This is a genomic window from Agrobacterium sp. 22-214-1 (genome assembly GCF_053522465.1).
In genome coordinates this window covers 326,507-352,934 of record NZ_JBNWCK010000002.1, presented here as the reverse complement: position 1 = coordinate 352,934, position 26,428 = coordinate 326,507, and the positions used below count along the sequence as shown (strand labels likewise).

Below are 26,428 nucleotides of genomic sequence, written 5' to 3'. Positions count from 1 at the left end.
CTAGGGCTTTGCGCCTACGATGGTCCTGCTTCGATGGTTAAATACCTCGGTTATGCCAATAACGGCGCAGGAAACGAGAATGAGAATGGACGAAACGGCCGCGATAACAGGTGTCAGCTCAAAGCGAATTCCATCCCAGATGCGCAAGGGCAACGTCCTTGTTTCTGGACCGGCGATGAACGTGGCCATCACCACCTCGTCGAAGGAGTGGAGGAAAGCGAAAAGCGATGCAATGATGATACCCGCCCGGATAATCGGCAGTGTAACCCACATGAATGCTCTGATGGGCGACGCACCTAAGCTCACAGCCATTTGCTCCAGGCGTGGATCAAAACGTTCCAGTGCGGCTGTTATCACTACGACCGTGTAGGGAAACGTGATGATCGTATGGCCAATAATAAGGCCTGCGAAAGTTCCGTTAAGCTTCAACATGGAAAAGATTGAATAGGTCGCAACCGCGATCACGATACCGGGGATTAGCAACGGAGAAAGGATCAGAGCCTGCAGGAGAGCCTTTCCTTTCCATTTGCTGCGCGAAAGACCATAGGCGGTCGCCGTGCCGAGGATGACAGAAAGCACAGCAGTCGCGCACGCAACAAATACACTGTTCAATGTCGCAGTCATCCAAGCGGTATCGAACAGATACGCTTCATACCACCGGAGAGAATATCCGGGCGGCGGCAACCTCAACAGCGACGAACTGCTGAACGACATCGGAATGATGGCGACCAACGGCAGAAGCAGGAAGGCAACTACCACCCAGCTTGCGATCGCCAACGGATTTATGTGGCGGATATATTTCACGGCTGCTTCCCTCCTTTGGCTTTCGAGAGGGCCTGATAGTAAACCCCGATTCCGATAAGCGTCATCGCCAGCAGGACCATGGAAAGGGCCGCGCCGAAATGCCAATCTACCGATTCAGTGAACTGTATGTTGATCAGGGTCGCCAGCGTCGTGTCACTCAACCCACCAAGCAAGGCCGGTATAACGAAGAAGCCGAGACTCAGAATCATGACCAGCAACGTGGCAGCGCGTACCCCTGGCATGCTCAACGGTAGGAAGACGTGCCGGAATGCGCGTGACGAACTTGCACCAAGACTGCGTGCAGCGCCGACTAGGCGAAGATCGATGTTGTGGTTGATGCTGTAGAGAATGAGGATGGCCGGTGGCAGCAGGTAGTGCGTCATACCAATCAGCACTCCTGACAGATTGTAAACCATATCAATCGGCCGATCGAGCACACCCACCTGATCGGTAAGAAACGTGTTCACGAGTCCGCGACGCTGGAGGATGGCCATCCAGGCGTAACAGCGCACGAGGATGTTCGTCCAGAATGGGATGATGATCAACGCCATCATAATCGACCGCGTCGCGGATTTGGCGACCATCAGGTAGCAAGACACTGGATAGGCAAGCAGCATGGTAGCCGCCGTCGCCAGAACTGCCGTCTTGAAGGTGATCCAAACGACCGTCAGATAACTTGGCGTCGTGAAGATCATTTCAAAATAGCGGAGCGTGAATCCCTCATCGTAGACGCTCTGCGAAAGCAAGATAACCAGCGGCAGCACGAATGCGGTTGCCAGAAATGCTACTCCGGGAATGACGAGCCAAATGGCGCTGGGCCGAAGCGAGCGATTAGCTCGCTTCGGATTGAGATCATGCGACGCCAGCGCGCCGCTCTGTGTAACCGTCGATTTCATTTCAGCTTCCAGCTGTCCCACCGCTGAATCATCTTGTCGCTGTTCTCGGCCCACCAGGCGTCGTTGACCAGCGCCATCTCACCGTTTTTATAGTGGAAGCTCGGCAGCTGCTGCTGTTCTTCAGGGGTCATCATCGAAAGAGAGTCATTGTTGACCGGTCCGATGCGAGTTTCTTTCGCGAACTTGGCTTGCAAGTCCGCGCGGCTCATGAATGCAATGAGTTTCATTGCGTTCGCCGAATTCTTCGCTCCACGCGGCACAGCGAGCCAGTCAACAGTCATGAGACCTTGGTTCCAAACAATTTCTAGCGGCACCTTCTCGGCAGCGACAATGTCCTGAATGCGGGCATGCGACGTGTTCGACATATTGATTTCGCCGGACGACAGCAGGACCGGCACTTGGGGCCATTGCTTCCACCAAACGGACACCTTGCTTTTCACTTTGTCGAGACTGGCGAAGGCACGATCAACATCAAGTGGATAGAGGTCTTTTGGCGCAACCCCGTCCGCCAACAGAGCGAATTCGAGAACATATCTCGGGCCGTCGAATAGTCCTCGCTGACCTGGCTTTCCGCTAACATTCCAAAAGTCAGCCCAGGATTTCGGAGCATTTTCTCCGCCACTCAGCTTCGAGTTATAGGCAAGGATTTGGCCATATGCAGCGTTTCCGATTCCATATTCACTCCGGAACTCGCCTGGGATGCCGCTGGTGTTTATAACGGTGTAGTCCAGCTTCTCCCAAAGATTGTCTTTTGCGCCGAGCGGAACCCACATGCCAAGCACGTTTGCCACGTCCCATTGAACGTTGCCGCTATTCACCATGGCCTTGATTTTGGGAAGGCCGGAATCGGGGACGTCGATCACTTTGATGCCCGTCTCTTTCTCGAAGGCATCAAAGTAGACCTTGCGTTGAGCGGCCTCGATGCTGCCTCCGAATCCCGCGAATACAACGGTCTCTTGCGCAAGCGCGGTCGTAACCGCCGGCAAAGTCGTCGCGAACAGAGCCGCGGCGAGGAAACCACCAAATCTGCGTTTCGATATGAAAACCATAATCAGTTCCCTTTGTTATTTTGGTTGTAATTGCGATAGCTCGTCACGAGGGGGAGCGTGAGACCCCTCGAGCTGCGGGGAAGACGCCTGTGCCTCCGTCGTTATTTAGATCGGTCGAACTCGATCTATGAAAAACTATCTGCATAGGATGGATGCTTTCCGTCAAATGATATAAATTCGGAAATTCATTCACCCAGGTTATGCATTTGCTCCCCGAAGACACTGTCGAGGGAGGAATATCGAGCGGCGACCGCTGCGAATCGGCTCGATTCGAGCGCGTCGAACCAGTTGTCCTCGCCCTGCGTTCTCCCGCCACGATGATGCGCGTGTGTTGCACTGCGCAAGTCTATTCACGATAGTCTTTCGATAGGCGGTCGTTAAACGACTGAAGTTTGCTCTTCAGTGCATCAAGGAACTTACTACCAATGCCCGAGAGAGGCGCCAGTCCAGGATACAACAGCCCAAATTCATAAGGAATCGCCGGCAGAAACGGCTTGGCTAAGGCGGGGTTGTCGACCAAGCTTGTTGCGGAAAACGGATCGACGATGGTGGCTCCCAAACCAAGCTTTGCGAATTGCACCGCGCTGAACGAGTAGGGAGTCTCCATAATCATTTTTCGTTGCACACCCGCGGCTTGAAAAGCTGCATCGGTTCGCAAGCGGATTGTACTGTTGGCAAAGAGCGAGATGAACGGCTGGTTATTGAGATCCTGGGGAGTAATGACGTCGTGATCGGTGAGATGACTGCCGGGCGGAAGGACGCAGTAGCAGGCTGGTGACGGTAGCAACTCGATTTGTGCTACGGTCTTATCAACAGGGAGCGCCGCAATTCCAATATCCCACTGATCGGAGCCCAACCAGTCGAACACCGTATCGGAGGTCCGGACGTTGAGCGAAATATGTATGCCCTCATAGGCTGACATGAACTCGGTTATCAAAGGGGGCAAAATGCTGAACGAAAGGGCGGGCATAGCCGCGATACGGATCGCACCTGCTCGAAACGATCGAATTTCTTCGGCACGCGATGCGATCTTCTCGAGACCAACAAATGTTTTCTTGATCTCGTTGAAAAGCATATGGCCCTCTGGCGTAGGTATGAGCCGACGATGCTTGCGCTCGAACAATTTGAAGCCGATAGCCAGCTCCAGATCCGCCACTAAGCGGCTTACCGCCGGTTGAGAAACGTACAATCGCTGCGCCGCCACAGTAATGCTTCCCGTGACGAAAACCTGGTGGAATGCCTCCACTTGCTTAACGTTCATTCGCAATGCGGACTCCCTTTGATAGCGAGCACTGACGAAGGAGAGGTCGAACTCCCCGCCTTGGCTCGTCTGAACGAATTCTGCGCTGACGCGCTGCCGACCCCGGCGAATGCATTCAATCGCCAAACGGGCGGGAGCAATCATAAGATGAGCTCCATTCATAAGTCTAGGACATACAAAACCAAAAAGTCCTTATTTGACCTGATACATTGAGCACTTGAAGATGTGCGGATCATTCGTCGATATTGGGAAGGTAACTGAATGCGCACGGAAACTTATATGAGCCGCGTAATGGATCTGCAGGCGCGGATCCGCAGGCGTGGGCTTGATGCGCTGCTTGTAATCAAGCCTGAAAACGTCCGATACGTTACCGGTCTGTGGGGATATAGTAGCCGCAGCGAATACGCTATGCCGCGCCGCCTGATCTGTGCAATCGTGCCAGCTGTTGGCGAACCGGTCCTCATCGTGCCGAAGCTCGAATACTTTTTCGCCCGGCGCCGATCCTGGTTATCGGATATACGCTATCATGTCGAATGGGGAAGCGAGACGGAGACTTTTGGCGGGTTGAACCTGCTGAATGCAATTTTCCGAGAGAAGGGCCTCGGCGGAAAGAAAATTGCCGTCGAGAAGAATTTCATCTCCGCTGCGCTTTACGATCTCTTCGACGGCGAACTTCCCGCGTCCGAGATCGTGGCGAGCAACGGCCTTGTCGAGGAAATGCGAATCATAAAATGCGCGGAAGAAATCGACATCCTGCGTATCAGCGGCAAAATGGCAGTTCAGGAGTACTACGCGGAATGTGCCAGCATACGTCCGGGGGTCCGGGAATACGAGATCGCCATGATCGGCCGCGACCACGCGGCACATCAATTTGCCTGGCACTGCGATCATCGCAACTGCGGCTGTACACTAGACCATCCTTTGGCGGAAACCTCCCAAATCATCACGTCTGGCCCACGGTGTGACATGGTGCATGCGCTGGCCTCGACGCGTGCTATCGAGCCTGACGACATGATCCTGCTGGATTTCTGCCGCATCCCGCAATTCCAGAATTACCGGATCGGTTTTGCGCGAAACGTTGCAATGCGCAAACCGAATTCAACCGAACAAGATATGTTCCAGACCGTTCTCGACGCTTATGACAAGGCGGTTTCGGTGCTACGGCCGGGTGTGGCCGCAGAGGTCCCCGATCTAGTTGCGCGTGAGATGCTCGACAAGGCGGGGATCGGAGAGACGTTTGCCCATCGCACAGGCCGAGGGGTCGGAATCGAGGCCGCTGAACTTCCGGAAATCGGAGCAGGCGACAAGCTGCCCCTCCAAGCCGGGATGGTTGTGACAATCGAGCCCAGTATATATTTGCCCAATTTTTCAGCCCATCCAGAGGACACTTATTTGATTACGGAGGATGGAGCAGAACTTCTTACCCGCTGCCCCAGAGAGCTTAACGTCCTGACGCGCTGAAACACAGACGCAGCCACCAGCGAGGACGGTGCGGCCATGCCGCGACGCCCGTACTTGCCGCCGGCGCAAACCACCTCTCTAGCGACGTGGGATTCGACAAAGTCCGATCGCCGTCCAAGCGGGTGACGATCGGCGAACTCGCATCACATGCCGAACCAACGGCTAGTACGTGAAATAGGATATTGAGTTGAGCATCAATCCCCACACCTACGCCGTAATAGGAACGTCAGAAGGGGCACTCGCACTGGCCGCAGAGCTTCGTCTGGCAGGAAACCGGGTTATTCTTTCTGACCGTAAGGCTTGCTGCGATACCATCGATCAATTGTTCGCGGCGCCAGGGATTCAGGTCGACTGCAGGATCGAGACTTTTGTCGGTGGGAAGCAGCAAGTCCTGGTGACGGGAATTGAGGTTACCCGCGATCTCGCCTTGGGCGCGTCCAAGGCGGACGTTATTATCCTGATGACTCCTCAGACCGCCTATGAAGAATTGCTTGGCACCCTTGCAGGTTCACTTCGCGATGACCAGATTATCTTGCTCTGCCCCGGCGGGCTGGGCGGGGCCATGCTGGTGAGCCGGCTTGCCGCCGACGCTGGAGCTAAAGGTATTCTTGTGGGGCAGACTGCTTCAATGCCCATTGTCGGACAGAGCATCGGCCCCCAAGCTCTGCGCATTGTCAGCAAGAAGGGCACTTTGCCTTTTGGGGTCTATCCAGCCCGCCGCACGCAAGAGCTTCTCGATCGACTGAAAAGCGATTTCCCGCAATTGAGTCCTACCGCAAATGCGCTCGAATGCGGCCTCGCCAGCGCAGCGCCTGGCCTTCATCCGATTCCCATGATCATGAACGCTGCTCGAATCGAGGCCAATGGACCTTACATCTATGACGGTTACGAGATCACACCGACTGTCGCGCGTGTCATCGAAGCCGTGGACGCAGAATGGCAAGACATTCAGCGCGCGGTAGGGGCAAAAGTGAAGACATTTTCTGAGCTTTTGGAAGAATCATATGGCGTTATCGGGCATAACTTCTACGAAGTAGTTCATAACGTGCCTGCCTATAGGCAGGTCAAGAGCCCTCCCGGCCTCGGCTATCGCTATCTAAGCGAAGATATTCCGACGCAACTCGTGCCAGCTATCGCCCTAGCACGCAGCCTTGGCGTCAACACTCCCTTGCTCGAAGCAACGGTCGTTTTCGCGAACGCTATGCATGGATGCGATTACTGGAAATCTGGTTGGAGCCTCGAAAAACTTGGCCTCGCCGGTGTCGAGGTGGACACAATTGGTACACTTCTTTCGAATGGCCACACCTGAGGGCGTTGGAGGCATGAGGTCTTCGGCAAAATGATGCAGATCGGATGAGCGAATAACTTACCGCGTGTGTTCGCAAGTGGTCACGATTGGAACCGAAGTCGGCATGGACAAGGCCAAGGGAGCGGCCGTTCCTGTGGTTTGACCATGCGAAGCCCGCACGAGATGAAGAAGAAAACTCTGCTTGCTGAGGTGACGCTCATGCCGAAATACGTGGTTGACTTCCGATTATTTCAGTACGCTTTGACCTCTGCCGAATACGGTAGTTTTCGTCGAGCGGCAGCTGCGCTGAACCTTCAGCAATCTACGGTGAGCCGAGGTGTCCGAAACCTCGAACATCGCGTTGGAGCAGAACTCTTCGAACGAAGCCATGCGGGAATTCGTCCGACGCCCGCTGGCGATCGGTTCTTGCGGGAAGCTGCGCTGGGCTTTGATCACTTGAGACGCGCCATGCGGCAGGCGGTGGCCTCGCAACGTGGTGAAGACGGCGAGCTTACGGTTGGCGCCAGCATTCCATTCACCCTGTTCGGCGAACTGTTTGAGCGCTTCCGCGAGAAACATGCCGGTGTCGAATTGGAAATCGTGGAGAGCACCACCAGTGCGAGTTCGGCTCTGGTGCAGCAGCGGCGCGTGGACGTGGCGATTGTAGCGAAACTCCATGAGAACGGAGGGTTCCAATCGCTGCATCTCGGCGATGAGCCCATGCTGGCAGTTCTTCCACGATCTCACCCCCAGGCCAGTGCGCGCAGATTGAGCATCGATGACCTTCAGCAGGAGACGTTCATCCTGAGTGCAAGCGGTCTGGGACCCGATATCAGGGATTACCTTACCCGCCGAATGGCAAAGTCGGGCACAGAACCGCGGGTGCAACTGCACCGGGCCAATCAATGCGACCTGATCAACATGGTGGCGTCGGGGTTTGGCGTGACGATTGCCGTCGGTCGGACCCGCGCCGCCATCGATGGTGTTGTCTTTATTCCCCTTGCGGGCAGGAGCGCGATATCAGTGTGGGCGATCTGGATGGATTCCAACCCGAATCCCGCACTGCGGAGCCTCCTTGACATTGCGCAAGAACGGCTTGCAATGCCGCGAGCGACGGCGCGCGGAAGGGTTTAGACCCCTGACACGCCTTTTCGCGCACGCGCGAACCCCCGGTCTGTCGATATAAAGCGCACAAGCATCGGCACGATCAGCTTCATGGGATCAGTTGCCGGCTGCCCAGTCTCACGTGCAAGCACGTCGGCATTATCCAGACTTTATTGGGCTGTCTCACGCCTGTGATGTCTGGTTGCTATGACGATTGCCGAACACGCGCACGATGACGAGGTTTGCGGTGACGTTGATCGCCGGGGCGGGCTCGAGCCCGTCCCGGCGATCAACGTCGCCGAAGGAGGTCTTATCCCGGAGCTTTACTTCACCGATCTGGCGTCTCTTCTGGAACTCACCGAGGCTGGAGAAGATGCCGATCTGCGCGCCGCCGCGATCGCGGTGGCGCGCCGATCGGGGCTCAGTGACGGCATTCCCTTCATCCTCGGCGACGACGGTGGCTACGATCACGATCTGAACCGCTTCTTCCGGGCCTGTCCGACGATGGGCGTGCGTTCGCCCAACAGCCTGCGGGCATATGCCCGTGATCTGGTTGTCTGGATGCGGTTCCTTCTGGAACGGCAGGACGGCAAGAGCGTGTGGAGCGCGGACCGGGAGGATGTCGCCGCGTTTCATGCCGCAAGGCGGCGCTCCGAGCCTCCGCATCGTATTTCGGCCGCCTCGTGGAACCGCGGCGTCGCGGCGCTGGAGAAGTTCTATGGCTGGGCTGCCGAAGAAGGATTGATCGACGTCTCGCCGTTCGGATCGCGAATCGCACTCCGACCGATGGGACGAGGCCGGTATGGTCCCGTCAGCACCTCGCGGGCACGAGAGCCGGGTGCACGCAGGGGCAATCTTCGTTTCATCGGTCTCGACCTGTTCCTGCTGTTCCGGGACGTCGGCCTGCGCGGGCGCATGGACGACGGCCGGGATGATGAAGATTGGAGAGGGCGGCACGACGAGCGCAACGCGCTTTTCGCTGAGCTTCTGGTCACGACCGGGCTGCGGCTCGAAGAGGCCGCAAGCCTGCTGGCGGTCGAACTGCCGGCGCTTGAGCAGCTTCCATCAGGCACAAGGTCGATACCGTTTCGTCTGCCGGGAGCAATCGCCAAGGGCGGACGGTCCAGGGAGATCAGGATTCCCGTCAGGCTGCTGCGGCGGCTTCATGACTATACCGGGATCGAGCGCGCGAACGCGCTTACCGGGATCAGACGCCTTCCATTCCGGCCCATGATCGCGGTGAGCACGGCCAACATGAACGCGATCGGCATTGCCGATGACGACGGCGTTGTCAGCGCGGTGCGGCTCGACACACTGACGCCGCTGCACCGTCAGCGCATCGTCTCTCCGGCGGGAGAGCCGCTTGCGCTGTGGCTGAACGAGGCCGGCTGCCCCATGACGCCGGCGGCATGGGCGGCAGTGTTCCGGCGGGCGAGCGCCCGATGCCGCGGAGCCGGTTTCGATCTGGTCGTGACGCCTCATGCGCTGCGGCACACATTCGCCACCCATATGCTGTCCATGCTCATCCGGGAGCAGATCGGCTCTGTCCTGGCCAGCGGTTCGCCCGGCGATCCGGGATCGGCCGTTTACAGGCGTATGATCGGCGACCCGCTCCAGAAGCTGCAACGCCTGCTGGGCCATGCCAGCATCGCCAGCACCTACATCTATCTCGACTCCCTCGAAGAGAGCCGGGAGCTTGTCGAGGCCGCATCGGAACGATGGAGCGCGGCGCTGGATGGCGTCACATGAAGGGACGCCGCGCCACCTTTCCAGAGCCCCAGACTGCTCCGCCCCGGCCGTTCGGCGCGCTTCGCTTCGATATTCCGGTGGAGGACGGCGGCCACGTCACGGTGACGCTGCGAGACTATTCACGGCCGAAGCTGGCGCGTGCCTTCGGTTCGGCGCTCTACGACAGCCTCACGGCGCCCGGCGTTGTCTGCACACCGGCGAAGGTCCGTTCGCAGACCGATCAGCTCCGCCGCTTCCTCACGTTCATCGACAGCACCGGAGAGACGGCCGATGCCATCGAAGCGATCGAGCCGGGCCTATTCGACCGTTATGAGACATGGTTGAAGCGGCATACCCACGCCGGTGCGATCCATAGACGCCATCTGCTGGCTCGACCGATCCTTCTGCTGCGTCGCATGGAAGAGGAGACGCCGGGCACGCTGGCTCCCGCCTTGCTGACGCGCCTGACCTATCTGAGCCTCGAACCCTACAAGAACAGCCGCCCTCGTGACGCCTACAGCGATGCGGTCGCCGCCAGCATTCGCCGGGCCGCGCGCAGGCAAGTGGTCGATGCCGCCCGGCGTATCGCCCCGGATGGCACGCTTCCCGCCGTGCCCGAAGGGCTGCACCCTGGCGTCGCGGAAGCCTATCAGACCTTGCTGGAGGCGATCGATCGCGATGGCTGGGCTTTCTCGAAGGACCAGATCTTCGACAGCATGCGCCAGCGCGCCATTCATCATGGCGCGCGTCGGCGCAGGGACCTGAGTTGCCCGACGACCCACGCGCGCTTCTATCTCACGATCGTCGACCTTATCGGGTTCACGATCCTCCTGTCGCTGTCGACGGGGATGGAGATGGAGTGCATCTTCGAGCTGAAGGCGGATTGCCTCGGCAACCGCGCCAGGGGCTTCGTCGATATTGCCTATTTCAAGCGCCGGGCGCACGGGAGCGAATGGAAGACGTTGCGCGTGCGCGACGGCGGACTGACCACGCCGGGAGGGCTCATCAGACTGGCCATCCGGTTGACCGAACGCGGCCGCAAACGGACTGGCTCGGATCGCCTGTGGGTCTGGGGCTCCCTCGTCGGACTGATGCAGGGGGTCGCGTCGAGGGGTCTGATCGGCCGTTACTTCGTGCGCGAGCACGGCCTGGTCGATGAGAACGGCACGTCGTTGCGCCTTGAGCTGTCGCGGTTGCGCAAGACCTACAAGGCGAAGTGGTACGCGAAGACCGGTGGCCAGCTCGAAGATTTCGCGCGGGGACATACCGCCGAGGTGGCCGCCGATCATTACGCCGATATTCCGGCGCTGCGCCCACTCCACGAGGCGACCGTCGTGGCGGCCATCGAAGACGCGATGCGAGCGACGGAGCTTGCCGCGCCGAGGATCATCGATCCGGCGGAAGAGGCGCGTATCCGGGCCGCCGGCGACGGGAGCGCTGTTCCTGCCGCTCCTGCCGCACTCGGGCCGCAGGGCTTCACCGCCTTGTTCGATGGCGAGCAGGATGTCTGGCTGGCAGGCTGCGCGAGCTTCTACGACAGCCCGTTCGGAAGGCAGGGCGAAGCGTGCCCGTCACCCTTCTGGACATGCCTGGAATGCCGCAACGCCGTCATAACCGCTCGCAAGCTGCCGGCGCTGATCACCTTCGAGACCTTCATGGCCAGACAGCGCGAGGCTTTGTCCCAGGCCGACTGGGAGGCTAGGTTCGGCCGCGCGTGGCGGCGCATCCGCGAGCAGATATTGCCGGCCTTTCCGACCGCAGTCGTCGCCTCCGCCCGGGAGGACGCCGCGTCGGCAAGCGACCTGATCTACTTGCCTGCGGAAGTGGTCGCCACATGACGGCCAATCTGGGATTCGCGACAACGCCCTGGTCGAAGCATCGTCGCACCGACGAACTGGTTCTCGCCACGCACACGCTCAGGCCCGATGCCGATCCCGAACGGCTGTCGCGGTTCGGCGACGACCGCTGGGACCTGCGCCCAGCGATCTTCCGCGAGAACGTCTCATTCGGGCTGACATGGATGGACTTCGGCATCATCGACGATCATCTCCAGCGGCTGACTGCCAAGGAGTTCATCTGGGCGCGCATGAACGCGCCGTCGCCCCCACCCCACACAGGCGCGACTGGCTCCTGCATCCGCCCGCAACGCGATGGTGGGGATCGCGGGCTTCATGGCTTTTGTCGCGCGGGAATGCGGAGGCTTTACGATGCAGGCCGTCGATCAGCCGCTGCTCGACGCATACCTTGCCGAAGTGAAGAGCAAGCCGGGGCGCACAAAGGAGCGTGTTGCCCACATGCTCGCCTATCCGATCCTGCTCGATCGCTACGGCCCGTATCTGACGCTCGGCGGCTTTTCCTGCCGTCCCTGGCGTGGCCGCTCGCAATCACAGGTGGCGGGCCTTTCCGGCAAACCGCTCACCGTCGAGAACCGGACCCCGCGCATACCTGAGCCGGTCATTGGCACGCTGCTGCGGTGGTCGCTGAAGTACGTCGATCTGTTCGCCACCGATATCTTCGCCGCGCGCGAAGATCTGGAAGCGCTCAGACGAGCGCGTCCCGACAATCAGCTCATCGGTGACGAACTGACCGACAGGCTCGATCTCTACATCGGCCGCCGTTGCGCGATCGGACGGGGGATTCCGATACGCCTGGCGAACACGGGCGGCCATTCCCAGCCTTCTCCGATGGAGCGCATCAACTTCGACCTGATCGCGATGCAGCTCCGTTGCAAGACCGCGAGCCTCATGTGGCCTGCGCGACGCGAACGGCTCGAACGCGCATTGTCGCTTATTGGTCCGGAAGTCGGCGGCATGGACAGCAACGTTTCGATCGATCCGGATACCGGGCGTCCGTGGCGGGAACGGTTCGATCAGGACAGCATCGCCCAAGAGGAGCGCATGCTTCAGGCCGCCGCCTATGTCGTTTGCGCCTACCTTACCGGCATGCGCGACAGCGAGTTGCAGGCGATGCGCGTCGGATGCTGCACGACAGGCCGCAGCGCAGACGGCCTCGTCGAGCGCCATCGGATCAGGAGCGTGGTCTACAAGATGCGCGAGCTCACCGGCGAGGAAGCGGAGTGGATCACCGTCGCGCCTGTCACCCGCGCGGTCGCGGCCGCCGAGAAGCTGAGCGAGCGCCAGCGCGCAAAGCGCGGCGTGGAGACGATCTGGCAGATCCTGCCAATGACGAATCCCGCTTCCGGCGAACTGCGGTTAGGGATCGGCCGGCTCATCAACGAGTTTCGTGACCAGATCGACAGCATGGGTGCCGATGACCATCTGATTCCGCAGGTCGACGGCGCTCCATGGCGGTTCACGACACGCCAGTTCCGCCGCACGCTTGCATGGCATATCGCCAATCGCCCGTTCGGAACCGTGGCCGGCAAGATCCAGTACAAGCACGCTTCAATCGCGATGTTCGAAGGTTATTCCGGCAGCAGCCCATCGGGCTTTCGGCAGGAAGTCGAGCAGGAACGCGCGCTCGGCCAGCTCGACGATGTGGTGGAATATTATGAACAGGCCGTGAAGGCGGACCTTCCACCCGCCGGCCCCGCAGCCGCGCGCCTGCGCGCGGAGTTCGCACGGATCAGGGATGAACTGGGCGATCTGCCGGGCCGGATCGTCGATCCGCAACGGCTGCGCGCCATGCTCGCTCATCTCGGCCGCACCCTGCATGTCGGGGTTCTGGCGGACTGCTTTTTCGATCCCGACACGGCGCTCTGTCTCGACCAGGACAATGACGATCTCGATCACTTCATGCCAGCGCTGGCGCAGTGCCGACCCGATCGATGCCCCAACGCCTGCATCGTCCGTCGCCACCTTCCACCGTGGCAGGCGTCCATTGCCGACGCCGAACGATTGCTTGCCGATCACCGGCTGTCGGCGCTTCAGCTCACTGCGCTCACCAGGGATATCGAGCGCATGCGCCGTCTGATCGCCCCTCTTCTGGAAGGAACCGCTCCATGAAGCCGATCAGCAACATCTCGGCGCAGGCCATCGAGAAGGCGCTTGCCCGCCTCGCCGGGAGTCCCGAAACCGGCAAGCTCTCCGCTGCGCGCCTCGCCGCCGAAGCTGGCGTGTCCCGCGCCACGCTTTATCGCGCGCCGGAACTCCTGCGGCGGCTGCGCGAACTGAATGCCGGGCGCGAGGCGCCCTTGACCCGGACGGATCGCGTTCGTGAACTGGAAGCTGCTGTGGCGCAGATGAAGGGGCATGAATCCGATGAACTGCGCTCGCTCAGAGCGGCAAACCGGAATATGGCGCAGCACATCCAGGCCCTCAGCCTTCTCGTGCGAGACCTGAACCGCAGGATCGGGCAGCTTCAGGCGGAAGCGTCGCCATCGGGGTCGCCGCGGGTCGTGCCGCTGGCCGGAAGGGACAAACCACCTTGACGCGCGCTGCCGGCCTTGGCCTTGCGGCTGCGCCAGCCGCGGTCGGAACGGATGAACGCTTCCAGCATGTGCGGGATCAGCGCGGCCGTTTCCACCGGCCCGTAGAGGCGGCCATGCTCGGCCGCATACTGGTCGAGTTCTTCCTTCAGCGGCTCCGGCAACGTGATCGTCAGCCGAACGACACCGACCTTCGGCAGCGGCCCAAGTCTCAATTGCGCCATGCGATTTCTCCCGCGAATGAGACAAAGACATGTTGACTGTTCAGATAATCCGCATAGTCGACCAGATCCCGGTGAAGAGTGGCGGGTAGCTCTACCGTGACTTTAACGGGTTTATCGTCAGTAATTGGTCCGAGTTTCAATTTTGCCATTGTTGGGTCAACCTCTGTAGGGCTCCATCACGAGATCACGAGTGACGACAATCCGAACCGGGAAACCGGGTCTGATGGTCAGCGTGGGCGCGATCTGCAACTGGCGGCTGATGATCTGCTGGCCGGCATCATTGATCGTATCCTGGCCGCCATTGCGGATAGCCTGGATCAGCCGATCCTCGTCATCCATGGCAAGCTCCGAGCCGACTGAGAGCAGCGTCGAAAGACCGGCGGCCTTCGCCAGATCCCACCAATGGTAATCGACGCCATCCTCGAGACCGGCGTAGCCTTGCGTATCGGCGCCAGGCTGTCGTTCGAGGACGATGGATCGTCCATTCGGGAGTATCAGCCGGTTCCAGACCAGGAGAACACGCCGCTGCCCGAAGCCGACATTGTTGTCGTATTGGCCAATGATGCGGGCGCCCTGCGGCACCAGCAGAATACGGCCGGTCGGGCTGTCGTAGGTGTTCTCGGTGACCTGCGCGGTAATCTGGCCGGGGAGATCGGAGCGGATGCCGGTGATCAGCGCTCCGGAGATCACCGAACCGGCCTGCAGCACATAGGGCGACGCGGGCGGCATCACGCTATCGGCTGCTACGGTACGGCGATCAACGGCGGCGTTGAGGAAAGCGGCCTGCCGGTCCTGTGCCGTAGGAGTGCCGGCCTGATCGAGTCCGGCAAGATTGGGCGTCGTATTCGCGTTGGGCGTTATCGCGCTTGCCGTCGTGCGCGTTTCTGTCTGGAAGAACACGCGGCTGGTTCGGGCAGCTTCCGCCTCGGCGAGGCGTCGTTGCTCGGCCGGATCGACGTTCGGCGTCGTCATCGTCGGCACAACGACAGGCTGACCACGATCCCGCGCACTGAGGATCGGACGGCCGAGATCTCCCGGCAAAGCTGGCCCGAGGATGGGACCGGTATAGTCCCGCGGCAAGCCTGCCAAACCGTCGGCAGTGGTCCGGTTCTCGGTCGAGTAAAGCTCTTCGCCACCATTGCCGCGATCTCGGGTCTGAAGCGCATAAATCAATGCGCCACCGATACCGAGCGACGCGACGAGGCCAAGTCCGGCGAGCACCTTGCGCGATAGCCGGGTGACGCGCGGCGGTTCTGCTCGCAAGCGCATGGGTGGAACAGGACCGGGGGCCTGGGTTGCATCTTCGCGGTTGTCGGCCTCGCTCATGACGACCGCCCTCCTTCCTTGGTTTGGGCTGTCGGCGCCTGCACAACTCCACTTGTGCGGACGATCCTCACAGTCTGCTGATGCTTGCCACTGCCCAGGCGCAATTCCGCCGCACCAAAGAGGCGATCAACGATCAGGATGTTCCCATAGATGCGGGTATTGGCGATCTGCGCCTCACCTTCCGGGCCGATGACGAAGAGCGGCGGGAATTCCCCCTGTACGATGCCGCGCGGAAATTCGACATAAACCTTGCGACCATCGTCATAGACGGAGACAGGCCGCCAGGGCGGCATGTCGCCGGTGAGACCGTAGCGATAGTTCCTCGCCGCGATGGCCGGAATAGCCGGCGTGTCGGGAATGGACTGCCGCGAGCCCGGTACGTGCGGGTAAGACCAAGAAACCGACGGCATATAGGGTTTTTCCCCGGACCGTAGTTCGATCAGGTAGGTACGGTGATCGGTGGAAATCACCAGGTTGGTGGTGATGTCGGGACGTGAGGGTTTCACCAGCACATGCACGCGCCGGGTGGCGCCACTGCCGCTCTCGGTATCGCCGATAATCCAGCGCGTGGTATCGCCAGCGGCGATCGGCCCGGCTCCGGTCAGGCTTTCGCCGGGTTCGAGCGCGATGTCGGTGATCTGGCCAGGTGCGGCATAGACCTGATACAGGGCGCCTTCGCTCCAGGGATAAATCTGGATGGCGTTGTAGTAGCCCTCCCGGCGCGGCTCGACGCGGGCCGCGTCATTGGCATTCTGAATCCGCCCGGTCGGGGTGGTTGCGGTGGCCCCTCCCCGCGCCGCCCCCCAGGCAGGCGGAATGTGCAGGGGCTTCGGACGATCATCGGTCAGCACCGTAGGAACGGCCGGCAGTGCCGGCACGTCGGCGTCGTAGCGGATCTGTGGCGGCTTCTGCGGCGTGGTGCAGCCAGCAAGTACGGCAGCGGACAAGAGCACGGCAGCAGATGCGGTTTTACGGAAAGAGGGGTTTCCGGCTTTGCGGATCGGCGGCTTGTTCATTCGCCCATCTCCTTCGACCAGGAAATCGCGTTGACGTAGATGCCGAGAGGATTGGATTTGAGCCGTTCGGCATCGCGAGGCGGCTGGATGACGATGGTCAGGATCGCGGTCCAGCGCTCGGTGGTGGAGAGCTGGCCGTTCTCATAGCGGTGCTCGACCCACGCGATACGGAAGCTGTCGGGCGACGCGCGAATAACGCTCGATACCTCGACGGCGACCTGCTGCTTGCCGACCTTGGTGAAGGGGTCGTTCGAGCGCGCATAGTCGTTCAGCGCTGTCGCGCCGCGATCCGTCGTCCAGTCATAGGCGCGCAGCCAATTCTGGCGGACGATGATGGGATCAGCGGGAATACTCCTGACCTGCTCGATGAATCGGGCCAGATGCCATGCGACCTGCGGATCGGTGGGACGATAATCGACCGTGGCGGCGGCGACGGTCTGGGCCTGACCGAGCTTGTCGATTTGAACGACCCACGGCACGACGGTCCCGCGCGTGGACTGCCAGACGAGTGCTGCGGCAAAGCCCGCCGACAGGATCAGGCTTCCGAATGCCATGAACCTCCAGTTCCTCGCCTGCACGCGGGCCGAGCCGATACGCTCGTCCCAGACCTGTGCGGCCTTCTGATAAGGTGTTTCGGGTTGCGGCGTCTTGCCGTAGTGCGCTGCCGGTCGTTTGAACAAGCTCATGAACGGTCACTTTCGGATAGGTTGACGGAAGAGCCGCCACCATGGCTGTCGCCAGACCGAACGGCATGGGCGGCGGCGGAAACGCCGTGGCTGACGTGGTGGCTGCGTTTCATGCGTTTGGCCCAATCGGGAGGACCATCGCGCGAGGCCGCCGGGGCGGCGGCAAAGGAATCGTCATTGGCGGCATCGGCGCCGCCGACGGTGCCAAGCGTGGAAGAGCCGCCGGTCGCGCTGAAGCCATCTTTTACACCGTCGGAGAAATTCGATTTGACGCTTTCGGATGCACGGCCGACCGCGCGCTTCAGAGGCGAGACGGCGGCGGAGCCTGCTTCTCGCGCAACACCGCCGAGACCGGACGCCACACCCGCGACGCCGGTCTGTCCCATCGATCCGAGATTGTAGGCAGTCGAGGCGGCACCCGCCCCCGCTGCTCCACCCCGGACAGCGGCAGCGCCACCGGACAGGGCTGCGGCGCCGCCGCGCAAGGCCAGGCCAGCCGCACCGCCTGCGGCAAGTGCAGCACCTCCGACGGCAAGGCCGGTGCCAACGGCAGCACCTGCGCCGAGCTGCGGGCCGCCGGAAACGAGACCGTTGGCAATGCCGGGACCGAATATCCCGAGGCCCAGGAGAGACAGTGCGGCGAGAACGACGGCCATGGCATCGTCGATGGTCGGTGTGCCGCCGCCGAAGCCGGCAGTGAACTGGCTGAACAAGGTGGAGCCGATGCCGATGATGACGGCGAGCACCAGCACTTTGATGCCGGAAGAGACGACATTGCCGAGAACCCTCTCGGCCATGAAGGCCGTCTTTCCGAACAGCCCAAAGGGGATAAGGACAAATCCGGCCAGGGTGGTCAGCTTGAATTCGATCAGCGTGACGAACAACTGGATGGCCAGAATGAAGAACGCCAAAAGGACGAGCGCCCAGGCAAACAGAAGGCAGGCGATCTGGACGAAATTCTCGAAGAACGCGACCCAGCCCATGAGGTCGGAAATGGATTCCAGCAGCGGGCGGGCCGCGTCGAGACCGACCTGCGCCACCCGCCCGGGGCGAAGGAGATCCGCCGTCGAAAAGCCGGTGCCCGACCCTTTGAGACCGAGGCCAGCAAAACTCTCGAAGATGATGCGGGCAAGATTGTTCCAGTTCGAGATCAGGTAGGCGAAGACGCCTACGAACAGGGTCTTCTTCACCAAGCGAGCGATGATGTCGTCGTCGGCGCCCCAGCTCCAGAACAGGGCCGCCAGCGTCACGTCGATGACGATCAGCGTGGTGGCGATGAAGGCCACCTCGCCGCCGAGGAGACCGAACCCGCTGTCGATATAAGAGGTGAAGACCCCGAGGAAATTGTCGATGACGCCGCTGCCGCCCATGATTCACTGCCCTTCGATGGTCTGTGGGGCGGCCGGCACCGGCGTCCTGCCAAGGAAGCGATCGCGGCTTTCCGACCAGATGCGCAGGCATTCGGGATCGCTCGTGGCAACTTGCCCAAGCTGCTGGCATCGGCGCTGGCCGAGCCGGAGGGGATCCGCCGACGATCCGATGGCGGCTGTGGATCGTGTCCATGGCGCGGGAGCCTCTCTTTTTCTCAGCATCTCGGTCGCCGTCGCGGTGATCGCGACGGCGACAAAGGCGATGGCGCCCAGGCGGGCCAGCATCTTGCCGTCCATGGCCAACGCCCTCAGTTGAACATCTTGGCGCTGCCGGACTGATAGCCGGCGCCTGGCGTCAGAAAGCGCTGGCGCTGGACGCGCCCCTGTTCGGCTGCGGCGGCGCGCTCGGCTTCTGTGAGCGCGGTGGATCGACCATTGGCGGCAAGCAGGGCAGTCAGGTCGGTGAGTTGCTGCGATTGGAGCGCGAGAAGCTGATTGCCTGCCTGTGTGGCCTGAAGTGCGCCGGTCGCGCCCTGGCTCTGGCCAACCAGTTGTGAGATCTCGGTACGGTTGGTATCGATATTGCCGACGACGGTCGCCTGCACACGCATGGCGTCCTGGAGGCCGCCGACACTGTTCCTCCAGCGCTCCTTGGCATCGGAAACGAGCTGCGCATCGGTGGCCGTGAGCGAAACGCTGGCGTATTTCGACTGAAACGCCCGATCGATCTGACCGACGTCGAAGGCGATGTTCTGCGCCTGGGACAGGAGCTGCTGCGTGCGGCTGACCGACTGCTGAATCTGCTGGAGTGACGAATACGGCAGGCTCGCGAGATTACGGGCCTGGTTGATCAGCATCTGCGCTTCGTTTTGCAGGCTGGTGATCTGGTTGTTGATCTGCTCCAGGGCGCGGGCGGCGGACAGCAGATTCTGGGAATAGTTCGTTGGGTCGTAGACGATCCAGGCTGCGGAAGCCGGCGGCACCAGCATCAGCGAAGGCGGTCCTGAGAGGGAAAGTATGGAGGCGGCAAGCAGTGCCGAACGGGAACGTCGGGTCTTCATGATAGAGCCTCCTTGTCGGGCTGGGGAATGAGATTAGCGAGGTCGGGAATGAGGTCGGCTGCCCAATCGGCGCCGCGCAGGCGCAGCCACGCGGCAAGGAAGCCGTCCGGGCCGTGTTCGGCAAAGATGCGGGCGATGGCGGACTGATCGGATTTCGAGGAAGCGGCCGTCAGTGCCAGACCGACCTCGGACAGGCCGAGATCGAACAGCCGGTTCCCCCTGCGGCTCTGGCAGTAGTAGTCCTTCTTCGGGGTGGCCCGCGCGAGAATCTCGATCTGGCGCGGGTTCAGGCCAAATCGCTGGTAGATCGCGGTGATCTGCGGTTCGACGGCGCGCTCGTTCGGGAGAAGAAGGCGCGTCGGGCAACTTTCGATGATCGCCGGGGCGATCGCCGAATTGTCGATGTCGGAGAGCGACTGCGTGGCGAAGATGACCGATGCGTTCTTCTTGCGGAGCGTTTTCAGCCATTCCCGCAACTGCCCGGAAAAGGCTTCGTCATCGAGCGCCAGCCAACCCTCGTCGATAATGAGCAAGGTCGGCGAGCCGTCGAGCCGATCGCCGATGCGGTGGAACAGGTAGGACAGGACGGCCGGAGCAGCACCCGTGCCGACCAGGCCCTCGATTTCGAAAGCCTGCACCGACGCGCTGCCGAGGTGCTCGGTTTCGGCATCAAGCAGCCGGCCATAGGGGCCGCCGATGCAATAGGGACGCAAGGCTTGTTTCAGATCGTTTGATTGCAGCAGCACCGTCAGGCCGGTGATGGTGCGTTCCTCGACCGGTGCCGAGGCGAGCGAGGTCAGCGCCGTCCAGATATGCTCCTTGACATCAGGCGTGATCGCGATGCTCTCGCGCGCCAGGATGGCGACGATCCAATCGGCTGCCCAGGCGCGTTCCGGCACGTCGTGAATGCGCGCAAGCGGCTGGAGCGAAACGGAAAAGGCATCCCCCGCGGTGAGGTCACCACCGAGATCATGCCAGTCGCCGCCCATGGCAAGGGCCGCGGCCCGGATCGAACCGCCGAAATCGAAGGCGAAGACCTGGGCCTGGGCGTAGCGCCGGAACTGGAGCGCCATGCAGGCAAGCAACACGCTCTTGCCGGAGCCGGTCGGCCCGACGACGAGCGTGTGCCCGACGTCGCCGACATGGATGGAAAGCCGGAACGGTGTGCTTCCCTCGGTCTTGCCAAAGAGCAAGGGGGCGCTACCCAGGTGGTCATCCCGTTCCGGTCCCGCCCACACGGCAGAGAGAGGGATCATGTGGGCGAGATTGAGCGTCGAGATCGGCGGCTGGCGCACGTTGGCATAGACATGCCCCGGCAGCGAGCCGAGCCAGGCATCGACAGCATTGATGGTTTCGGGCATCGCGGTGAAATCGCGCCCCTGCACGACCTTTTCGACAAGCCGGAGCTTTTCGTCGGCCAGGCGGGGATCTGTGTCCCATACGGCGATGGTTGCCGTGACATAGGCCATGCCGGCATAGTCGGCGCCGAGTTCCTGAAGCGCGATGTCCGCGTCGGCCGCCTTGTTCGAGGCATCGGTGTCCACGAGGACGGATGCCTCGTTGGTCATAACTTCTTTCAAGATGGCGGCGATCGACTTGCGTTTGGCAAACCACTGGCGGCGGATGCGCGTGAGCAGCCTGATGGCGTTGGTCTTGTCGAGCAGGATGGCGCGTGTCGACCAGCGATAGGGAAAGGCGAGCCTGTTCAGCTCGTCGAGGATGCCGGGCGTGGTCGCCGTCGGAAAACCGACAATCGTAAGGATGCGCAGATGGGTGTTGCCAAGGCGCGGCTCCAGCCCGCCGGTCAGGGGCTGATCGGCCAGCAGCGCGTCCAGATAGATCGGCGTTTCCGGAACGCGGACGCGATGGCGATTAGTGGAAACGGTCGAGTGCAGGTAGGTCAGCGTTTCGCTGTCGTCGAGCCAGTTGCATTCCGGCATGAAACCGTCGAGTAGCGCCAACACGCGATCGGTGCGATCGACGAAGCCACGCAGAATCTCGTTCGGATCGACGCCGGAGCGTTCGCGTCCTTCATAAAGCCACGCCTCTGTACGGGCCGCGTCCTCGGCGGGCGTGAGATAGGTGAAGGTGAGGAAGTAGCTGGAAATGAAATGGCTGCCCTGTTCCTCGAAATCGGCCTTGCGCTCGGCATCGAGCAGGGCCGAGGCCGGATCGGGAAAACGGTCGTCGGGGTAGGTCGCGGCCTCCTGGCGCTGTGCTTCCACGAAGATCGCCCAGCCGGAGCCGAGACGCCGGAAGGCATTGTTCAGCCGTGCGGCGACGGCGACCAGTTCGGCCGCGACAGAGGATTCCAGATCCGGACCGCGAAATTGTGCGGTCCTTTGCAAGGATCCGTCCTTGTTGAGAACGACACCCTCACCGACGAGTGCTGCCCAGGGCAGCAAGTCGGCAAGGCGGCTGGCGGTGCGGCGATATTCGGCAAGATTCATCATGGCCGCACTCCTCAGACCGCAAGATGACCGGGGATGCGCAGATGGCGGCGGCCGACTTCCACGAAAAGCGGATCGCGTTTCGCCGCCCAGACCGCCGCGAAATGCCCGACCGCCCAGATCGCAAGGCCGACCAGCCATAGGCGCAGGCCGAGGCCGACTGCTCCGGCCAATGTCCCGTTCATGATAGCGATCGAGCGGGGAGCGCCGCCGAGCAGGATGTGCTCGGTCAGCGCCCGATGAACCGGGACATTGAACCCCGCCCCATCGTCAGTCCGTGAGAGCGCCCCGGCCATCAGATCAGTACCCCGCCGCCGAAGCTGAAGAAGCTGAGGAAGAAGGAGCTGGCCGCAAAAGCGATCGACAGGCCAAAAACGATCTGGATCAGCCGCCGGAAACCGCCGCTTGTGTCGCCGAATGCGAGCGCGAGGCCGGTGGCGATAATGATGATGACGGCAACGATCTTGGCGACCGGCCCCTCGATGGATTCGAGGATCGACTGAAGGGGCGCCTCCCACGGCATCGAAGAGCCGGAAGCGTAAGCCGGCACAGCCGCCATTGTCATGATGGTGGCGAGCGTTATCGGGCGCATGAGATGGCGACTGATACTGTTCAGGACGGACGGCGTGAGCGCATTCGCCTGCTCCGGCGTCGTGGACTGGATTGGCAGAACATAGAGGGTCATGACTGTTCTCCTTTCAGGAGCTGTTGGCGGTCGGGGGAAAAGCGTGCGGGGGTGACGCGGTAATCGCCGTCGGGGCCGAGCCCTTCGACACGAGCGAGTTCGGAGAGCCGGCGCGCGGAGCCGCGACCGGAGAGAACCGCCACTATGTCGATGGTCTCGGCGATCAGTGCCTTGGGGACGGTGACGACAGCTTCCTGAATGAGCTGTTCGAGACGGCGGAGCGCGCCGAGGCTGGTGCCGGCGTGAATGGTGCCGATGCCGCCGGGATGTCCCGTTCCCCACAGTTTGAGCAGGTCGAGGGCTTCGGGACCGCGCACCTCGCCGACGATGATGCGATCGGGCCGGAAACGCATGGCCGAGCGCGCCAGATCAGTCAGATTGGCGATAAAGTCCTTGGTGCGCATCGGCACCTTGTTCTCGGACTGGCTTTGAAGCTCGCGCGTATCCTCGATGATGAGAAGCCGGTCCTGCCCCTTCGCGACTTCAGCCAGCAGCGCGTTCGTCAATGTTGTTTTGCCCGTACCCGTACCACCGGCGACCAGGACATTGGCGTGTGCGGCAACGGCCTCGCGCAGCAATGCCGCCTGATCGACGCTCATCGTTCCTGCCGAAACATAGTCGTCGAGGGTGAACACCGAGATCGCCGGCTTGCGGATGGCGAAGGCGGGACCCGTGACGATCGGAGGCAGGAGACCTTCGAAGCGCTCGCCACTATCGGGCAGTTCGGCCGAAACACGCGGGGCGCCGGCATGAACCTCCGCGCCGACATGGTGGGCGACCAGGCGGATGATGCGTTCGCCATCCGCCGGCAAGATGCGCTCACCGGTGTCGGACATGCCCTCAGAGAGCCGGTCGATCCACAACCGCCCGTCGGGATTGAGCATTACCTCGACAACACCGGGATCTTCCAGAAAGCGCGCGATGGCAGCACCCAGTGCGGTGCGCAGCATCCGTGCGCCACGCGCAAAGCCTTCCGAATTTCGATGCGAGATTGCCATCCGATCCCCGTTTCTCGTCGGGGAAATCAGACGGTCCCCGGACGGGGATGATTAAAAGAGCCGGTAGTTCATGCGATTCAACAAGGAATTGGCGTCGTAGTAGTGTAGCGTGCAAATACAGGGAAACGGCGATGGAGCTATCTCCTCGACCCACTGAGGCGACGACTATTCGTGGGATGTGCCCGCGTGTGGCGTGACCTGTCCATTGGATGAGTCGGTAACGTCCTCGGAGATTTCCTGCCGCAGTTTTGGCCCTTGGGCGAGCCGGCGGCCGAGCGCCGTGACGAATGAGTCATAGCGCTCGCTGGCCTTGGCCCGCGCCGCCTGCGCGGCCGGTTCCGGCAAGGCGGGTGTCGTGGTGAGCCAGAAGCGGATGAATACGGCAAGCGTCTCGACGGAGATACCAACATCGCGCTCCAGCCGCGTCATCCGGCGGTCAATCTGATCGAGGCGCTTGGCGATCAGCGCCTCGCGCCGCTCGGCGTCGTCCGGAGACAGGAAGGAGGCTACGGCCGCCTCCACCACCAAGGACATCGGCCGTTCCCGGCGGACGGCATAGTCCGAAAGCATCGCCATGATATCCGGGTCGAGATAGACGGAAACCTGCGCCTTCTTCATTTTGCCTGTCATGGCGTCACAGCTCCATTCCGTCGTTGGGGTCGAGCGAGACCTGCCGCGCCACGCCTTGCATGAGGCGGGACAGACGCCGGTTTCGAGTGGCCTCCTCTTCCATGTCATCGTGCGGCTCGATTTCGAATTCGTTTTCGATCGGCTCCTTCTTCTCGACGGGCTTCACGCGGTTCAGCTCGGGTTGATGCCGACGCTCGGAATCGGTCGGGTCCTCGTCTTCCGCAGTCGTTCCCGCAGATGCCTCGGCCGCGACGGGAACGACCGGGATCGGCAGACGGCTCCAGTCGTCCGGTCGCGGCCAGTCAGGGCGGACGAGTTCGGGCAGCGGCAAGATTCGCTCCTGAAACCTGACATCCTCGTAGTAGCGCGCCTTCTTCGCCCGGATCGGCGGCGTTCCCGCGACCATGACGATTTCGTCGGCCGGCGGAAGCTGCATGATCTCGCCAGGGGTGAGCAAGGGGCGCGCGGTTTCCGAACGCGACACCATCAGGTGTCCGAGCCAGGGCGACAACCGATGCCCGGCATAGTTCTTCATCGCCTTCATCTCGGTGGCGGTGCCGAGTGCGTCGCTGACCCTTTTCGCCGTCCTCTCGTCATTCGTGGCAAACGACACTCTCACATGGCAATTGTCGAGGATTGAGTTGTTCGGCCCATAGGCCTTCTCGATCTGGTTCAGCGACTGCGCGATCAGGAATGATTTGAGGCCGTAGCCCGCCATGAAGGCCAAAGCCGATTCGAAGAAATCCAGCCTTCCCAAAGCCGGAAACTCATCCAGCATGAGCAGCAGCCGGTGGCGCCCGCCCTTCGCGTGCAGATCCTCGGTCAGGCGTCGGCCGATCTGGTTGAGTATCAAGCGGATGAGCGGCTTGGTGCGATTGATGTCCGACGGCGGTACAACGAGGTAGAGCGTCGTCGGCCGCTTCTCGCCCACAATGTCGGTGATGCGCCAGTCGCAGTGGCGCGTCACCTCGGCGACGACCGGATCACGATAGAGGCCCAGGAACGACATGGCGGTCGAGAGCACGCCGGACCGCTCGTTGTCGCTCTTGTTCAGCAGCTCGCGCGCCGCCGACGCGATGACCGGGTGGGGCCCGGCTTCACCGAGATGCGCCGTCTTCATCATCGCGGCGAGCGTCGACTCGATCGGCCGCTTTGGATCGGACAGGAATGCCGCGACGCCGGCCAGCGTCTTGTCCTTCTCGGCATAGAGGACATGCAGGATCGCGCCGACCAGGAGAGAGTGCGAGGTCTTTTCCCAATGGTTCCGCTTTTCCAGCGAACCCTCGGGATCGACGAGGATATCGGCGATGTTCTGGACATCGCGGACTTCCCATTCCCCCTTCCGGACCTCCAGCAACGGATTGTAGGCGGCGGACTTCGCGTTGGTCGGATCAAACAGCAGCACGCGGCCGTGCCGGGATCGGAAACCGGCGGTGAGCGTCCAGTTCTCGCCCTTGATGTCGTGGACGATCGCCGAACCCGGCCAGGTGAGCAGCGAAGGCACGACCAGGCCGACGCCCTTGCCCGATCTCGTGGGCGCAAAACATAAGACGTGCTCCGGCCCGTCATGCCGCAGATACGCCCGATCGAGCCTGCCGAGAACAACGCCGTCCTGGTCGAGCAGACCGGCGGACTTCACTTCCTTCGGCTCGGCCCAGCGCGCCGATCCGTAGGTCGCGACATTCTTGGCCTCGCGCGCGCGCCAGACAGACATGCCGATCGCAACCGCGATGGCGATGAAGCCGCCAGACGCCGCGATCATACCGCCTTCGACGAAGATCGGCGGCGCATAGGCATCGTAGAAATACCACCACCAGAAAAAGGCCGGCGGGTAATAAATCGGCCAGCCAGCCACCTCGAACCAGGGCTGGCCAAGCTGGGGCTGGAAACCGAGGCGCCAGGCCGTCCACTGTGTCGCCCCCCAGGTCGTCATGAGCACGATCAGGAGGACGGTGAGGATCTGGCCCCAGAGGATTTTCGTCGCGGACATGGCGTTGGTCCTTT

Annotated in this window: 24 protein-coding genes and 2 pseudogenes; 7 read left to right on the top strand and 19 right to left on the bottom strand. The window is 61.6% G+C overall.

Going from position 1 to position 26,428, the window contains the following annotated elements:
- The 4 genes from ACQZ5G_RS11430 to ACQZ5G_RS11415 form a co-directional block, all read right to left on the bottom strand.
- A complete protein-coding gene (locus ACQZ5G_RS11430) occupies positions 1–804 on the bottom strand; it encodes an ABC transporter permease (RefSeq protein ID WP_448737631.1) in 804 nt (267 codons plus the stop codon).
- Entirely contained in the window at positions 801–1,700 is a 900-nt protein-coding gene (locus ACQZ5G_RS11425; protein WP_448737632.1) for an ABC transporter permease, read from the bottom strand. Before ACQZ5G_RS11425 ends, ACQZ5G_RS11430 begins: the two co-directional genes overlap by 4 nt.
- Positions 1,697–2,749 carry an ABC transporter substrate-binding protein gene (locus ACQZ5G_RS11420; protein WP_448737633.1) on the bottom strand — a complete coding sequence of 351 codons (1,053 nt, stop codon included), beginning with the start codon at positions 2,747–2,749 and terminating at the stop codon, positions 1,697–1,699. The genes ACQZ5G_RS11425 and ACQZ5G_RS11420 overlap by 4 nt, the downstream gene beginning before the upstream one ends.
- 346 nt (positions 2,750–3,095) lie before the next feature.
- Positions 3,096–4,154, bottom strand: coding sequence for a LysR substrate-binding domain-containing protein (locus ACQZ5G_RS11415; RefSeq protein WP_448737634.1), 1,059 nt, complete (start codon positions 4,152–4,154; stop codon positions 3,096–3,098).
- A gap of 135 nt (positions 4,155–4,289) precedes the next feature.
- Between ACQZ5G_RS11415 and ACQZ5G_RS11410 the strand changes: the two genes are divergently transcribed.
- The 3 genes from ACQZ5G_RS11410 (at position 4,290) to ACQZ5G_RS11400 (ending at position 7,893) form a co-directional block, all read left to right on the top strand.
- The gene (locus ACQZ5G_RS11410) at positions 4,290–5,471 is read left to right on the top strand and encodes a M24 family metallopeptidase (protein ID WP_448742665.1); all 1,182 of its coding nucleotides are present in this window, start codon (positions 4,290–4,292) and stop codon (positions 5,469–5,471) included.
- Between the two features lie 187 nt (positions 5,472–5,658).
- Entirely contained in the window at positions 5,659–6,780 is a 1,122-nt protein-coding gene (locus tag ACQZ5G_RS11405; protein ID WP_448737636.1) for an NAD/NADP octopine/nopaline dehydrogenase family protein, read from the top strand.
- Between the two features lie 162 nt (positions 6,781–6,942).
- Positions 6,943–7,893, top strand: a complete 951-nt coding sequence (locus tag ACQZ5G_RS11400; RefSeq protein ID WP_448737637.1) for a LysR family transcriptional regulator — start codon at positions 6,943–6,945, stop codon at positions 7,891–7,893.
- On the opposite strand, the pseudogene ACQZ5G_RS11395 reads toward ACQZ5G_RS11400, so the two are convergent.
- A pseudogene (locus tag ACQZ5G_RS11395) lies at positions 7,890–8,021 on the bottom strand (DUF2274 domain-containing protein); the annotation flags it as partial. The gene ACQZ5G_RS11400 and the pseudogene ACQZ5G_RS11395 sit on opposite strands and share 4 nt — an antisense overlap.
- A gap of 49 nt (positions 8,022–8,070) precedes the next feature.
- Here ACQZ5G_RS11395 and ACQZ5G_RS11390 point away from each other — a divergent pair.
- The 4 genes from ACQZ5G_RS11390 (at position 8,071) to ACQZ5G_RS11375 (ending at position 13,981) form a co-directional block, all read left to right on the top strand.
- A complete protein-coding gene (locus ACQZ5G_RS11390; protein WP_448737638.1) occupies positions 8,071–9,612 on the top strand; it encodes a tyrosine-type recombinase/integrase in 1,542 nt (513 codons plus the stop codon).
- Positions 9,609–11,429, top strand: a complete 1,821-nt coding sequence (locus ACQZ5G_RS11385) for a hypothetical protein (RefSeq protein ID WP_448737639.1) — start codon at positions 9,609–9,611, stop codon at positions 11,427–11,429. The genes ACQZ5G_RS11390 and ACQZ5G_RS11385 overlap by 4 nt, the downstream gene beginning before the upstream one ends.
- A 369-nt stretch (positions 11,430–11,798) precedes the next feature.
- On the top strand, positions 11,799–13,556 hold the full coding sequence (locus tag ACQZ5G_RS11380; protein WP_448737640.1) for a hypothetical protein: 1,758 nt from the start codon (positions 11,799–11,801) through the stop codon (positions 13,554–13,556).
- A complete protein-coding gene (locus tag ACQZ5G_RS11375; protein WP_448737641.1) occupies positions 13,553–13,981 on the top strand; it encodes a hypothetical protein in 429 nt (142 codons plus the stop codon). The genes ACQZ5G_RS11380 and ACQZ5G_RS11375 overlap by 4 nt, the downstream gene beginning before the upstream one ends.
- On the opposite strand, the gene ACQZ5G_RS11370 is transcribed toward ACQZ5G_RS11375, so the two are convergent.
- The 14 genes and pseudogenes from ACQZ5G_RS11370 to ACQZ5G_RS11305 all read right to left on the bottom strand — a co-directional run bounded on the left by ACQZ5G_RS11370 (position 13,912) and on the right by ACQZ5G_RS11305 (position 26,414).
- Positions 13,912–14,202 carry a DUF2274 domain-containing protein gene (locus tag ACQZ5G_RS11370; RefSeq protein WP_448737642.1) on the bottom strand — a complete coding sequence of 97 codons (291 nt, stop codon included), beginning with the start codon at positions 14,200–14,202 and terminating at the stop codon, positions 13,912–13,914. The genes ACQZ5G_RS11375 and ACQZ5G_RS11370 overlap by 70 nt on opposite strands.
- 32 nt (positions 14,203–14,234) lie before the next feature.
- Positions 14,235–14,351: pseudogene (locus ACQZ5G_RS11365) on the bottom strand (DUF2274 domain-containing protein); the annotation flags it as partial.
- Positions 14,352–14,358: 7 nt separating this feature from the next.
- Positions 14,359–15,528: a TrbI/VirB10 family protein gene (locus ACQZ5G_RS11360; RefSeq protein WP_448737643.1), complete on the bottom strand. Its 1,170-nt coding sequence runs from the start codon at positions 15,526–15,528 to the stop codon at positions 14,359–14,361.
- A complete protein-coding gene (gene trbG / locus ACQZ5G_RS11355) occupies positions 15,525–16,544 on the bottom strand; it encodes a P-type conjugative transfer protein TrbG (RefSeq protein WP_448737644.1) in 1,020 nt (339 codons plus the stop codon). Before trbG ends, ACQZ5G_RS11360 begins: the two co-directional genes overlap by 4 nt.
- Positions 16,541–17,230, bottom strand: coding sequence for a conjugal transfer protein TrbF (trbF, locus tag ACQZ5G_RS11350; protein ID WP_448737645.1), 690 nt, complete (start codon positions 17,228–17,230; stop codon positions 16,541–16,543). Before trbF ends, trbG begins: the two co-directional genes overlap by 4 nt.
- The gene (trbL, locus tag ACQZ5G_RS11345; protein ID WP_448737646.1) at positions 17,227–18,600 is read right to left on the bottom strand and encodes a P-type conjugative transfer protein TrbL; all 1,374 of its coding nucleotides are present in this window, start codon (positions 18,598–18,600) and stop codon (positions 17,227–17,229) included. Before trbL ends, trbF begins: the two co-directional genes overlap by 4 nt.
- A 3-nt stretch (positions 18,601–18,603) precedes the next feature.
- Complete coding sequence (gene trbK-alt / locus ACQZ5G_RS11340) at positions 18,604–18,897, bottom strand: putative entry exclusion protein TrbK-alt (protein ID WP_448737647.1); 294 nt, start codon at positions 18,895–18,897, stop codon at positions 18,604–18,606.
- A gap of 11 nt (positions 18,898–18,908) precedes the next feature.
- Positions 18,909–19,661, bottom strand: a complete 753-nt coding sequence (gene trbJ / locus ACQZ5G_RS11335; protein ID WP_448737648.1) for a P-type conjugative transfer protein TrbJ — start codon at positions 19,659–19,661, stop codon at positions 18,909–18,911.
- On the bottom strand, positions 19,658–22,114 hold the full coding sequence (gene trbE, locus ACQZ5G_RS11330) for a conjugal transfer protein TrbE (RefSeq protein ID WP_448737649.1): 2,457 nt from the start codon (positions 22,112–22,114) through the stop codon (positions 19,658–19,660). The genes trbJ and trbE overlap by 4 nt, the downstream gene beginning before the upstream one ends.
- Before the next feature lie 11 nt (positions 22,115–22,125).
- Positions 22,126–22,407, bottom strand: a complete 282-nt coding sequence (locus ACQZ5G_RS11325) for a VirB3 family type IV secretion system protein (protein WP_448737650.1) — start codon at positions 22,405–22,407, stop codon at positions 22,126–22,128.
- The gene (locus ACQZ5G_RS11320) at positions 22,407–22,703 is read right to left on the bottom strand and encodes a TrbC/VirB2 family protein (RefSeq protein WP_448737890.1); all 297 of its coding nucleotides are present in this window, start codon (positions 22,701–22,703) and stop codon (positions 22,407–22,409) included. Before ACQZ5G_RS11320 ends, ACQZ5G_RS11325 begins: the two co-directional genes overlap by 1 nt.
- A gap of 89 nt (positions 22,704–22,792) precedes the next feature.
- Positions 22,793–23,794 carry a P-type conjugative transfer ATPase TrbB gene (gene trbB, locus ACQZ5G_RS11315; RefSeq protein WP_448737651.1) on the bottom strand — a complete coding sequence of 334 codons (1,002 nt, stop codon included), beginning with the start codon at positions 23,792–23,794 and terminating at the stop codon, positions 22,793–22,795.
- A 165-nt stretch (positions 23,795–23,959) separates the two neighbouring features.
- Positions 23,960–24,424 carry a CopG family transcriptional regulator gene (locus ACQZ5G_RS11310; RefSeq protein WP_448737652.1) on the bottom strand — a complete coding sequence of 155 codons (465 nt, stop codon included), beginning with the start codon at positions 24,422–24,424 and terminating at the stop codon, positions 23,960–23,962.
- A gap of 4 nt (positions 24,425–24,428) precedes the next feature.
- The gene (locus ACQZ5G_RS11305) at positions 24,429–26,414 is read right to left on the bottom strand and encodes a conjugal transfer protein TraG (RefSeq protein ID WP_448737653.1); all 1,986 of its coding nucleotides are present in this window, start codon (positions 26,412–26,414) and stop codon (positions 24,429–24,431) included.
- Between the last annotated feature and the right edge of the window lie 14 nt (positions 26,415–26,428).

Excerpts from the sequence above, each read along its gene's own strand:
- ACQZ5G_RS11425 (WP_448737632.1), bottom strand. The coding sequence starts at position 1,700 with ATGAAATCGACGGTTACACAGAGCGGCGCGCTGGCGTCGCATGATCTC.
- ACQZ5G_RS11420 (WP_448737633.1), bottom strand. The coding sequence starts at position 2,749 with ATGGTTTTCATATCGAAACGCAGATTTGGTGGTTTCCTCGCCGCGGCT.
- ACQZ5G_RS11415 (WP_448737634.1), bottom strand. The coding sequence starts at position 4,154 with ATGATTGCTCCCGCCCGTTTGGCGATTGAATGCATTCGCCGGGGTCGG.
- ACQZ5G_RS11410 (WP_448742665.1), top strand. The coding sequence starts at position 4,290 with ATGAGCCGCGTAATGGATCTGCAGGCGCGGATCCGCAGGCGTGGGCTT.
- ACQZ5G_RS11400 (WP_448737637.1), top strand. The coding sequence starts at position 6,943 with ATGAAGAAGAAAACTCTGCTTGCTGAGGTGACGCTCATGCCGAAATAC.
- ACQZ5G_RS11390 (WP_448737638.1), top strand. The coding sequence starts at position 8,071 with ATGACGATTGCCGAACACGCGCACGATGACGAGGTTTGCGGTGACGTT.
- ACQZ5G_RS11385 (WP_448737639.1), top strand. The coding sequence starts at position 9,609 with ATGAAGGGACGCCGCGCCACCTTTCCAGAGCCCCAGACTGCTCCGCCC.
- ACQZ5G_RS11380 (WP_448737640.1), top strand. The coding sequence starts at position 11,799 with ATGCAGGCCGTCGATCAGCCGCTGCTCGACGCATACCTTGCCGAAGTG.
- ACQZ5G_RS11375 (WP_448737641.1), top strand. The coding sequence starts at position 13,553 with ATGAAGCCGATCAGCAACATCTCGGCGCAGGCCATCGAGAAGGCGCTT.
- ACQZ5G_RS11370 (WP_448737642.1), bottom strand. The coding sequence starts at position 14,202 with ATGGCGCAATTGAGACTTGGGCCGCTGCCGAAGGTCGGTGTCGTTCGG.
- ACQZ5G_RS11360 (WP_448737643.1), bottom strand. The coding sequence starts at position 15,528 with ATGAGCGAGGCCGACAACCGCGAAGATGCAACCCAGGCCCCCGGTCCT.
- trbG (WP_448737644.1), bottom strand. The coding sequence starts at position 16,544 with ATGAACAAGCCGCCGATCCGCAAAGCCGGAAACCCCTCTTTCCGTAAA.
- trbF (WP_448737645.1), bottom strand. The coding sequence starts at position 17,230 with ATGAGCTTGTTCAAACGACCGGCAGCGCACTACGGCAAGACGCCGCAA.
- trbL (WP_448737646.1), bottom strand. The coding sequence starts at position 18,600 with ATGGGCGGCAGCGGCGTCATCGACAATTTCCTCGGGGTCTTCACCTCT.
- trbK-alt (WP_448737647.1), bottom strand. The coding sequence starts at position 18,897 with ATGGACGGCAAGATGCTGGCCCGCCTGGGCGCCATCGCCTTTGTCGCC.
- trbJ (WP_448737648.1), bottom strand. The coding sequence starts at position 19,661 with ATGAAGACCCGACGTTCCCGTTCGGCACTGCTTGCCGCCTCCATACTT.
- trbE (WP_448737649.1), bottom strand. The coding sequence starts at position 22,114 with ATGATGAATCTTGCCGAATATCGCCGCACCGCCAGCCGCCTTGCCGAC.
- ACQZ5G_RS11325 (WP_448737650.1), bottom strand. The coding sequence starts at position 22,407 with ATGGCCGGGGCGCTCTCACGGACTGACGATGGGGCGGGGTTCAATGTC.
- ACQZ5G_RS11320 (WP_448737890.1), bottom strand. The coding sequence starts at position 22,703 with ATGCGCCCGATAACGCTCGCCACCATCATGACAATGGCGGCTGTGCCG.
- trbB (WP_448737651.1), bottom strand. The coding sequence starts at position 23,794 with ATGGCAATCTCGCATCGAAATTCGGAAGGCTTTGCGCGTGGCGCACGG.
- ACQZ5G_RS11310 (WP_448737652.1), bottom strand. The coding sequence starts at position 24,424 with ATGACAGGCAAAATGAAGAAGGCGCAGGTTTCCGTCTATCTCGACCCG.
- ACQZ5G_RS11305 (WP_448737653.1), bottom strand. The coding sequence starts at position 26,414 with ATGTCCGCGACGAAAATCCTCTGGGGCCAGATCCTCACCGTCCTCCTG.